This is a genomic window from Ferdinandcohnia sp. GQ5, from assembly GCF_059759275.1.
In genome coordinates, this window is sequence record NZ_JCAXEW010000009.1 from 61,089 (window position 1) to 73,022 (window position 11,934).

Genomic DNA, 11,934 nt, shown 5'->3' on the forward strand with positions numbered 1-11,934 from the left:
AGGCCTATCCCTTGCGTTAATGTTAGGGGTTGGCGGATTAGCTGCTTGTTCAAATGAAAGCGCTTCAGGAGACAAGGGTTCTGATAAGCCAAAAGAATCCAATGAGAAAGTTAGCTTTACACTTATGGCTAACCTTCACACACCAGAAGTTCCATCCGACAAAATTGAGAAGTTGTTAGAGGAAAAAACGGGTGTGGATCTTACTATTCAGTGGACTCCTGATACAAGTTATGAGGAAAAACTGAACACAGCGTTTGCAACAGAAACTTTACCAGAAGCTGTATTCTTGAAAAACCAAACAACTTTTATTCAATTTAAGGAAGCAATCCGTGATGGTCAGTTCTGGGAAATCGGTCCATATTTAGACGAGTTTCCAAATTTAAGTAAATTAAATGAACAAATCTTAGCTAATACAGCTGTAGATGGAAAGATTTATTCAATCTATCAAGGAAGACCATTATCTCGCCAAGGTTTAATTTATAGAAGCGACTGGGCTAAGAAGTTAGGTCTAGGAACTCCTGAAACAACTGAGGATATTTATGAAATGGCTAAAGCATTTACTGAAAAAGATCCAGATGGCAATGGTAAGGATGATACATTTGGTTTAACTGACCGTAGTGATTTAGTATATGGAGCATTTAAAACTGTTTCTTCTTGGTTTGGAACTCCGAATGAGTGGGGAGAAAAGGATGGAGAACTTCTTCCTGAATTTATGTTTGACGAGTATATGCAAACAATGGATTTCTTTAAAGACCTTCGTGACAATGGATATATTAATCAAGACTTCCCAGTAACAAGTAAAGAAGATCAACAAGCATTCTTCAAAAACGGTACTGCAGGAATGTATATTGGTTCAATGGCTGACGTTGTAAGCCTTCACAAGGATGCAGTAGCGCTAAATCCCGACATTGAGTACGATGTTCATAATAACATTAAGGGTCCAAATGGAGAATTTGGTGTATGGGCAATCCCTGGTTACGGTAACGTAGTATTATTCCCTAAATCTGCTGTCGAATCAGAAGAAGAATTAAAAGGAATTTTAGGTTTCTTTGATAAATTAGCTACTCCTGAAATTGCGAACCTAATCTTCTGGGGTGTTGAAGGTGAACACTATGAAGTACAAGATGGTAGAGCTTTAGCATCTGAGGACCAAGATTTAACAAACCGTGAAGTAAAACCTTACCAAGCAATTGAAATTGGTGAGCCTAGTACAAACGGAAGATATGAAGGGGTATTTACATTACCTGCTAAGGAAAAAGCGGAAGAATTAATCATTGATAATGAAAATTACTTGATTCATAATCCAACAAATGCACTTGACTCTGCCACTTTTGCGGAAAAAGGAGAACTTCTTGCTCAAAAAATTACAGATGCAACGTATCAGTATATCTTAGGAGATCTTGATAAAGCGGGCTTTGAAAAGGCAGTCGAGGATTGGAAGAAGTCTGGCGGAGCCGATGTAATTAAAGAATTTAACGAGTCTTATAAGAAGTCTAAATAATACTTTAACTCTTACTACTAGCATAAAAGGCTGTCCATACAGCCTTTTATTTTATTACAACATCAAAATGAATAAATGGGTAATGGTAATACCTATTATTCTATTAATCTGTAGTTTAGGGAAGTGTACCATATGTTACGCATTGAAAAGGCGAGGAGATTAAATCAACAAGCGGTAATTTCCCTTGTGAATCATGCCATATACCAATTCGGAAATTCGATGTCTTTAATCTTTCTCAATATTTATTTATGGAGATTAACCAATAGTTTATTAATCAATGCAATCTTCAATTTAGTAGCAATTCTTGCCCAGGCAATGACAACATTCTCAATTGGTAAGTTTGCTAAAAGGAAGGGAAAACTACTCGCGTATCGATTAGGTATCTTTATAACTGCATTCTTTTATCTTTTTATATTACTAGCCCAAGAAGAAATCGTGACGTTTTATATCCTATTTGCAATCATGAAAGGCATTTCGCAGGCTTTATATTGGCTGGGATATTTTACGATTGTACATGAGGTTTCAACGGATGAAAATCGCCTCAGGGTATTAGGAATAAATACCATTGTTATGAATGGAACGAATCTTTCAGGACCGGCAATCGCAGGATTTATCATTGGCCTATATTCGGGATTCCAAGGTTATATGATTGTCTTTGGAGAGGCATTTGTAATGTTTGCAATTGCTGCATTGGGAAGCTTAAAAATGAAAAAAGAAGAAAATCATCATACATCCTATTATATGAAATACCTACCAATAATAATTAAAAGGGAACCAGGGTTTAAGAGATCATTATTTGGCTGGTTTATATTAGGTTTTCCACATGGGATATTATCATTTATTCCATCGATATTATTATATGAGATCTTCCTTCAGGAACAAACAGTAGCTAACTTAAACATTGTTTTCCTATCGTTATCAATAATAGCGAGTTATTTCATTTCTAGGTTTGCTCAAGCCGAAGGTACGGTAAAGTATTTACTTATTTCTGCAGTGGGCTTCACACTTTCAGCTATATTTTTACTAGCAGATTTATCGGCTTTAACGGTGATTTTGTTCATGTCTATTTATTCCATATTCAAGCCATTGCAAGGAAATGCATACGAAGCTTTTTACTATAATATGATTGGACATCTCCCTTTAAAGTCAAATTTTAGGACAGAAGCAGTTGTATTGAGGGAGACAATAATCAATTTAGGTAGAGGTTTTGGGATAATCATTTTCTTAATTTTTGTTAATGGCATTGAAGCAGATAGTATACCAATCGTTCTGTTTTCACTAGCGGTTTTCCAATGGTTTATCCCATATTTAGCTATAAATAAACAATCATTTTTAACAAAAAAGAGAAGTAGTCCGTATAATCATAATCTAAGATAAATCTTCAAAGTCTCATATACTCTCATTATCTACTGAGTATATGAAACTTTGATTATTTACGATATGAAGAAAGATTTAGAAAATACAGGTATAAGGTTTGTTTCAAATACGGTAACAATGAAATCTCCTAATGTATGATGTATTTGCATGACAAGCCTTTAAAGGCAAATGCATTCAAGATTACGATTATAAGATGAAAGGAAGATGAGGGTGAAGTCAGAAACAGTTGTTGAACAAAACAACCAAACGGAACTAGCATTGAATAAAACAAAGCAAGTTTCTAGTAACGATTTGCAAAGGAGCTTTAAGGCCGAATTAAAAAGGCGGATATTTAAGAATAAACTATTATACTTAATGATCCTACCAGGTGTATTATACCTTCTCATTTACAAATATGTCCCTATGCTCGGTCTCGTGATTTCATTCCAAGATTACAAACCATATCAGGGGATCCTTGGAAGTGATTGGGTCGGATTTGAACACTTTACTCGTCTCTTTACAGATTCAGACTTCTGGATGATTTTTAGAAATACACTTGTACTTTTTGGATTGCATATTTTTATAGCGTTTCCAATTCCAATTATTTTGGCATTAATGCTAAATGAGGTCAAAAATCTTTTCTTTAAAAGAACGATACAGTCACTTATCTATATTCCGCACTTTATGAGTTGGGTAATTATTGTTTCGATAAGCTTTGTACTCCTAACAATGGATGGCGGACTAATAAACGAATTATTGGTAAGTTTAGGAATGGATAAGGTTAACTTCTTAATGAACTCTGATTGGTTCAGACCAGTATATATCATACAAGTTGTGTGGCAAAGTGCCGGTTGGGGAACAATCATTTACTTAGCTGCAATCTCTGGGGTCGATCCTGGTTTATATGAAGCAGCAAAAATGGATGGGGCTAGTAAACTACGTCAAATTTGGCATATTACTTTACCAGCTATTCGTCCAGTTATTATTGTTCTTCTCATTCTAAAAATCGGTGACGTTCTAGAGCTTGGTTTTGAACATGTCTACCTATTATTAAATGCATCAAACCGTAATGTCGCAGAAATTTTTGATACGTATGTATACACAACTGGATTATTACAAGGACAATACAGTTATAGTACAGCAGTTGGTTTGTTTAAAGGACTAGTTGGTTTGATTCTAGTTGTCTTTGCAAACAGAATGGCTAAGAAATTCGGAGAAGAAGGTATCTATTAAGACAAAAGGAGTGAGAGCATGGTTGGAGAAAAACAGATCGGAAGTCGTATCTTTCGATGGGGAAATTATTTACTACTTATAGTAATTGCACTGACAATGGTCCTGCCCTTTATACATGTAATTGCAGCGTCCTTTACAACAAGTGCGGAGTTAGCAGATAAACGTTTTGTCTTATTTCCAACTGTTTTTAGTTTAGATGCTTATAAGTATATTTTCTCAACTAATACAATATTTAAGGCATTGTTCGTTTCAATAGGCGTTACTCTTATCGGAACACTTTGGAGTATGTTCATTTCATTATTAACAGCTTACGGATTATCACGTAGAGATCTAGTCGGTAGAAGACAAATCTTGTTCCTATTCGTATTCACAATGTTATTTAGTGGTGGAATGATACCAACATTCTTAATTGTAAAAGAAACAGGTCTACTTGATAGTTATGCAGCATTAATTGTACCTGTTACAATCAATGTATTTAACATGATTATTTTACGAAGCTTCATCATGGGATTACCAGAAGGGTTAATAGAATCAGCTAAAATAGATGGTTGTAACGATTTTGGAGTACTATTTAGAATCGTAATGCCAATTTCAAAACCAGCTCTTGCAACTGTTTCTTTATTCTATGCTGTTGCATACTGGAACACATATATGCATGCAATCCTATATATCAATGATGCAGCAAAATGGCCAATTCAAGTTTTATTAAGACAAATTGTAGTTCTTGCGAGTGGGCTTAGCTACGATAGCTCTGAATTTACAAATATTCCACCGCCAGACATTACAATCAAAATGGCAGTAATTGTTGTCGCTACAATACCTGTATTAATGGTTTACCCATTCCTACAAAAATACTTCACAAAGGGAGCTATGCTTGGCTCCATGAAGGAGTAGTCAATACAAACTAAATATAGAAGGTGAGCTACAGAGATGTATTATACCAATTCCTTTAACAAATTAGATTCTTTATTCAATGGATTCTTTGAATGGCTGGCGGGACAATACGATCCGGTCACAGGCGGTTTTTATTATGCAAAAAGTTCTGTTTCTGATAGCTCATTTACGCCTGATATCGAATCAACAGCCCAAGCATTAAACATCTTATCAAGAAATGAATTATTTACTAAAATGCCCGTAGAAGTACGGGCAAAATTTGTTTCTTTTTTCCAAGATAAACAAGACTCAGAATCAGGTTATTTTTTGGATGAAGATCCTAATATGAAGAATGATGAAGTAATGGTTAGCAGAGCCATCAATTATTCATTAAATTCTCTACATCGATTGGGCGGTAAGCCACTATATCCGTCACCAGTAGACCTCAATAAAGCACCAAACTATGTGTATTCCGAAGATGCATATTTAAATAAATGGAAAAGTATTAGTTTAGTGAATAGTTGGCGTGGCTGCGATTTATTAGCATCATCTTGCATGTATATTGGGCAAATGGATAAAGATAGGCAGGAAAAAATGATTAAAGTCGCTGCAAATTACTTAGAAAGCATACAAGATCCCGAGACAGGGCTATGGGGAGAAGGTAGCATGTATGTCCGCATCTCAGGGACATTTAAACTGCACACCTTCTATCATAAGTTTGGTTTACCTATGCCGAGAGTTGAAAAGATGTATCAAAGTATTCTTCGTTGTTTACGGACTGAGTTAGCAAAGGATATGTGCTACATTCGAAATCCTATTGATCTATTATCCTATATTAATCTTGATATACCCATTCATGAACTTGAGGAAATCATTCAAATCACAGTGGATAATATGGAAAAGCTTAAACGTCCGGATGGCGGGTTTTCAAGGGAAATTAAGAATTCACCAACTGCACCAAATATTGCCCAAGTAAAATCTGATGAGTATTATCCAGATATGCCTGTGGCGGTACATCTTGGTAAAGGATTATACGAAGGGGATATGAACGCTAGTACCCAAGCTACACTCATTCGTTTGCAATTGCACAAGTTAGTAGGGATAACGGCAGAACCAATTAAGGGTTCTGAGAATTTTTTTAACCTATTAATAAATAGATTACAAGTATAGCAATAATTGTTGGAGGTAATAGAATGGCGTTTTTAGACATCACACAATTAGGAGCGATTGGAGATAATCGTACAGATAACACGGAAATTATTGCTCAGGCAATTAATCAGTGTGCAGAAAACGGAGGGGGAACTGTTTTTGTACCATCTGGCAACTATTTGACCGGTCCAATCGTACTTAAAAGTAATATTACCCTTTATTTAGAAGCGGGAGCAACGATTACTTTTTCGGATGAATTTGATCGTTATCAGCCTGTCAAGACACGCTGGTCTGGATATGAATGTTATGGGTATTCTCCACTAATTTACGGAGATAACCTTACGAATGTGGCCATAAAAGGAGAAGGTTCTTTTGACGGTCAGGGAAAAGCATGGTGGCTAATTAATAGACAGCTTCGTGTAGATAGTAAAGCATATTCTTCAAAAACAACAGAAAAAATCGCTCAACTAAATCAGAACTTTATGGAACCTATTGAGACGAATCTCGTAGAATGGGATTCTCAATTCCTACGTCCACCTTTACTACAATTGATGAACAGTAAACATGTCACAATTGAAGGTGTCACTTTAAAAAATTCACCTTTTTGGAATACACACCTCGTATATTGCGATCATGTAACCGTTCATAATGTGACATTTGAAAATCCCGCTGATACACCAAATGGTGACGGCTTTGACATTGATTCTTGTACAAATGTACGTGTTTCAGATTGTCATTTTGCCGTAGGAGATGATTGCCTTGTCATAAAATCTGGCATTAATGAGGATGGACGAAGAGTGGGTAAGCCGACCGAAAATGTGGTTGTAACCAATTGTACTATGCACCATGGACATGGTGGAATTGTCCTTGGTAGTGAAATGTCTGGCGGTATCCAAAATGTGACGATATCTAACTGTACGTTTATTGGAACAGATCGTGGAGTACGGATTAAAACAAACCGAGAACGCGGCGGATACGTGAAAAATATCCTTGTGAACAATATTTATATGGAGGATGTATTCTGTCCAATTGCGATTAATTCATTCTATCGCCATGGTGTAAATGAAAACGATCCAACAGTAAATAGCCCTGAGGCACAGCCAATCACTGAAAAGACACCAGAAATCGAACATATCCAAATTAGTCATATCACTGCTAGAAACTGCCGAGCAGCTGCTGGTTTTATATATGGGCTTCCGGAAAGACCAATTAACGATATTTCAATCTCTCATTCTACCATCGAAATGACGATGGACCCAAATGAAGAGGGCGGAGAGCCAGATATGGTTCAAGAGGAATTAATAATGGCTGGAGCAGGAATTTTTGGAAAATACATTTCAAATTTAGATATCCATCATGTTCGTGTAGAAACGCGTCAAGGTACTGGTCTTCAAATTGAAGATAGTCAGCATGTGAACATCGACCATTTTACTATGAGAAAGCAGCATGACTCCTCCCCAGCAGTTATATTAAAACGAGTTGAACATAAAAATGTTGAGGGATATGCTTCACAAATGGCAAATAAAAACTATTTACAAATAGATGAGCAGAGCAATTTATTAAAACAGGATCTATAAAACATGTAGGTTAATTTGATTGGGGGGATTTACATGTGGGTAACCCATCCATTTTTGGATGAATTATATCAAGACACTGTTAAAAGTGATAGAAAAACTTATGATGAAAAATGGCAAACAGTATTAAAAGAAAAATTTCATGAACGAATCGGTACTTTTAAAAATGACGAGCCTCTTCAGCCTACTTTGGTCGAGCAAAAGCAATATGAGCACTATACAAGGTATAGTGCTGAGATTACAACTCTACCAAATGTTAGGATGCAGATGTATGTGTTGGTACCAAATAATATTCACGGAAAAAAAGCTCCAGCAATACTTGCCTTACATGGTCACGGATATGGAAACAAAGATATTGTGGGGCTAGACCCATCTGGAAATGATCGAAAAGGGGAACCAGGATTACATAAGGATTTTGCGGTGGAACTTGTCAAACGGGGATTTATTGTGGTGGCTCCAGAATTAATTGGTTTTGGGGAACGAACCTATTCAAATGATGACCGTACGAACCCTTCTGATAATTCTTGTTATTCACTGGCGAGTCAGTTATTGCTTTATGGAAAGACACTTGCAGGACTTCGTGTTTTTGAATGTCAAAAAGTTTTAGATTTCATGGAGGGGTTAGAAGAAATCGACTCAAACCGCATTGGTTGTATGGGAATTTCGGGAGGCGGACTTGTTGCCGCCTACACCTCTATTTTCGATCAACGAATCACTGCAACTGTTATTTCCTGTTATGCGAATACATTTAAAGGTAGTATCATACACAGAAGGCACTGTCTAGATAATTATGTACCGGGCATCTTGCAAGACGCGGAAATGCCTGAGTTAATTTCATTAATTGTTCCACGACCACTCTTTATTGAAGCAGGAAAACAAGATCATCTCTTTCCAATTAAAGAAACTGAAAAAGCAATTAAGGAGATTAAAAGAATCTATACAGAACGTAAAAGTGAACACTTAGTAGAATCACATCTTTTTGACGGTGGACATGAGATATGTGGAGATCAATCGTTTGAATGGCTTTGTTCTACCTTGGATGTTAGGTAACAATAAATCCAAATATTAGCATGGAGATGATTGTTTACATGACGGAAGCAAAAAAAAGTGTTGTTGATCGGAAGGTTTGGCAAGCAGATTTAGAGAATGGTTTTTATCAAAATCCGATTTTACATGCAGATTATTCAGACCCTGATGTTGTACGAGTAGGAAAAGATTATTATATGGTTTCTTCAAGCTTTCATATGTCACCAAGTTTACCGGTCTTACATTCTACTGATCTTGTAAATTGGAAGATTATTAATCATGTGGCACAAACATTTCCTTACGCTAGTTACGATAAACCACGACATGGGGAGGGTGTATGGGCTCCTAGTATTCGCTTTCACGACGGAAAATTCTGGGTGTTTTTTAGTGCACCTGATGAAGGCATATTTATGAGTACGGCAGTAGACCCAGCGGGGGAATGGACACCATTACACTTAGTTAAAGAAGTCAAGGGATGGATTGATCCATGCCCATTCTGGGACGATGATGGTCAGGCATATTTGGTCAATGCTTTTGCAAAAAGCAGAACTGGTTTCAAAAGCATTCTCCATGTAAGTCGGATGAAACCAGATGGAACAGAGCTTTTAGATGAGGGTATTCATGTATTTGATGGAACACAGCATCATCCAACAATCGAAGGTCCTAAATTTTACAAGCGAAATGGCTATTATTATATTTTTGCTCCAGCAGGTGGGGTTCCAACCGGATGGCAAACAATACTGCGCTCAAGCAATATCTTTGGCCCATACGAGGATAAGATTGTTCTACATCAAGGGAAGACGAATATTAATGGTCCTCATCAAGGAGGTTGGGTTGAGACTGAAACTGGTGAATCATGGTTTCTCCACTTTCAAGATAAGGAAGCATACGGTCGTATTGTTCATCTTCAACCAATGTATTGGGAAAATGATTGGCCAGTAATGGGGCAAAATCAAAATGAGGCAGGAATCGGAGAGCCTGTGATTCAATGGGAAAAACCAAAAGCACAAGCATCTTCAGAGGTTGTTGTTCCCGACATGAGTGATGATTTTACTTCGAATAAATTAGGGCTTCAGTGGCAATGGCAAGCAAATCGTAAATCCCATTGGTACAATATAAAAGACCAAATGTTGAGGCTATATGCTGTTGGCCAGTCTGGGGAAACCAATCTTTATCATATTCCAAATGTTATGACACAGAAATTCCCGGCAGAAGTTTTTAAAGTAACAACAAAACTGACTTTTTCTCCTGAATCCCCTGAAGATCACTGTGGTTTGCTTGTACTAGGAGAACAGTATGCTTCAATTGAAGTGAGGCAACTAGATGGTCAACTTGGTGTTTTTTATGTCAGGGGAAATGAGAAAAATCTTCAAAACGTACAATGTATCGGCGAAATCAAAGGAAATAAACTTTTTTTACAAGTAGAAGTCAATGAAGGTGCGATTTGTAGATTTAGCTTTAGTGAGGATGGGATCAGTTTTGCACAGGCAGAAGACATCTTTGAAGCTACACCAGGAAAATGGGTTGGTGCTCAAATCGGAATTTATTGTTATAACGACAACCATGAGTATAGCAAAGGATACGCAGATTTCGACTATTTTTCAGTTCACAATTAAAAGGGCATTTAATGCCCTTTTATTGTTTTGAAGAAAGGGGAGAACAAATTGTCTACATTTAAAAATCCAATTATTCCAGGATTCTATCCAGATCCGTCTATTTGTCGAATAGATGATGATTATTACTTAGTCACATCTACATTTGAGTACTTTCCTGGTATACCCATCTTTCATAGCAAGGATTTGGTAAACTGGAGGCAAATCGGGCATGTGCTTACCAGACCAAGTCAATTGAATCTTGATGGAACACCTAATTCAAAGGGAATATATGCAGCAACCATACGTTACCACGAGGGTGTCTTCTATGTCATTACAACCTTTGTAGAAAGTCAAACAGGTGCTAGAAGAAACTTTTTTGTAACAGCTGATAAACCTGAAGGCTCTTGGTCTAATCCATATTGGCTAGAGGACTGTCCTGGCATTGATACATCATTGTTTTTTGATGATGATGGAAAAGTATATGTGACAGCAAATCGACGACCTCCAGGAGGGCAGCTTTATCCAAAACATATGGAAATCTGGTTGCAGGAACTAGATTTAGAGACGAAGCAATTGATCGGGGAGAAATACAGTCTTTGGGATGGGGCTTTAAAGAATGTTCATGCCCAGGAAGCACCACATATATATAAGGTCAATGGCATGTATTATTTAATCATTGCAGAAGGTGGCACTGGTTTTACTCATTCCATTACAGTTGCACGGAGCAAATCCGTTACCGGCCCGTATGAAGGTGCTAAAATGAATCCCATATTGACACATCGGCATTTAGGAAGAGAATACCCGATTTCAAATGTAGGTCACGGTGATATTATTGATACAAACAATGGTGAATGGTGGATGGTTTGTTTAGGTTCACGTCCATACGGTGGTGAATATCGAAACCTAGGTAGGGAGTCCTTCCTCGTTCCACTTAAATGGGAAGAAGGGTGGCCTGTCGTCAATCCAGGAAAAGGCATTATTGAAATGGAAGGAATCAAGCCTAATATCGAGGAGAAAAGATGGCCAACCATACCAGCTTGTGACCATTTTGATTTACCGGAACTACAGATGCAGTGGAATTTCATCCGAACACCAAGAGGTGATTTTTGGTCATTAACGGAACGCCCAGGTTATTTGCGGTTACGATTGAAGGCTGAAACGATCACAGAAACCGTCAATCCTGCCTTTGTTGGTCTTAGACAGCGCCATATAAATTTTGCAGCTCGAACAAAAATGGAATTCTCACCAAACAATAAGTATGAGGCAGCAGGACTTGTATTGTTACAAAACTCGGACTTTCATTATCGAGTAGAATACACACAATCTGAGATCAAATTGATAAAGAGAGAAGCGGGACAAGAAGAAATTATTGCGTCATGTCCTTACCAACAAAATGAAGTTTATTTAAAAGTTGAGGCATATGGTCAGTCCTATCATTTTTATGTAGCAAAAGAGCCTGAACAGTGGCAAGTCTTAAAAGAAGATGTGGATGGAAGAATATTAAGCACAGATGTTGCAGGCGGCTTTACAGGTGCTTATTTAGGAATGTATGCAAGTTCAAATGGCACTGAGTCGTTACGCCATGCTGATTTCGATTATTTTGAGTACATCGGATTAGATGATTGAT

General features: G+C 37.2%; 9 protein-coding genes. All 9 read left to right on the top strand.

Annotation, left to right across the window (positions count from 1 at the left end):
- Positions 1-19 precede the first annotated feature (19 nt).
- Positions 20-1,501, top strand: coding sequence for an extracellular solute-binding protein (locus AC6CHV_RS12590; protein ID WP_341333568.1), 1,482 nt, complete (start codon positions 20-22; stop codon positions 1,499-1,501).
- A gap of 132 nt (positions 1,502-1,633) precedes the next feature.
- Positions 1,634-2,878: an MFS transporter gene (locus AC6CHV_RS12595; RefSeq protein WP_498078984.1), complete on the top strand. Its 1,245-nt coding sequence runs from the start codon at positions 1,634-1,636 to the stop codon at positions 2,876-2,878.
- Positions 2,879-3,082: 204 nt separating this feature from the next.
- Complete coding sequence (locus AC6CHV_RS12600; protein WP_498078985.1) at positions 3,083-4,090, top strand: ABC transporter permease subunit; 1,008 nt, start codon at positions 3,083-3,085, stop codon at positions 4,088-4,090.
- 18 nt (positions 4,091-4,108) lie between these two features.
- A complete protein-coding gene (locus AC6CHV_RS12605; protein WP_341332474.1) occupies positions 4,109-4,984 on the top strand; it encodes a carbohydrate ABC transporter permease in 876 nt (291 codons plus the stop codon).
- A gap of 36 nt (positions 4,985-5,020) precedes the next feature.
- A complete protein-coding gene (locus tag AC6CHV_RS12610; protein WP_341332473.1) occupies positions 5,021-6,133 on the top strand; it encodes a prenyltransferase/squalene oxidase repeat-containing protein in 1,113 nt (370 codons plus the stop codon).
- Between the two features lie 23 nt (positions 6,134-6,156).
- Positions 6,157-7,689 carry a glycosyl hydrolase family 28 protein gene (locus AC6CHV_RS12615; RefSeq protein ID WP_498078986.1) on the top strand — a complete coding sequence of 511 codons (1,533 nt, stop codon included), beginning with the start codon at positions 6,157-6,159 and terminating at the stop codon, positions 7,687-7,689.
- 33 nt (positions 7,690-7,722) lie between these two features.
- The gene (locus tag AC6CHV_RS12620; RefSeq protein WP_341332471.1) at positions 7,723-8,736 is read left to right on the top strand and encodes an alpha/beta hydrolase family protein; all 1,014 of its coding nucleotides are present in this window, start codon (positions 7,723-7,725) and stop codon (positions 8,734-8,736) included.
- Between the two features lie 38 nt (positions 8,737-8,774).
- Positions 8,775-10,328, top strand: a complete 1,554-nt coding sequence (locus tag AC6CHV_RS12625; RefSeq protein WP_498078987.1) for a family 43 glycosylhydrolase — start codon at positions 8,775-8,777, stop codon at positions 10,326-10,328.
- 48 nt (positions 10,329-10,376) lie between these two features.
- A complete protein-coding gene (locus AC6CHV_RS12630; protein WP_498078988.1) occupies positions 10,377-11,933 on the top strand; it encodes a family 43 glycosylhydrolase in 1,557 nt (518 codons plus the stop codon).
- Position 11,934 lies beyond the last annotated feature (1 nt).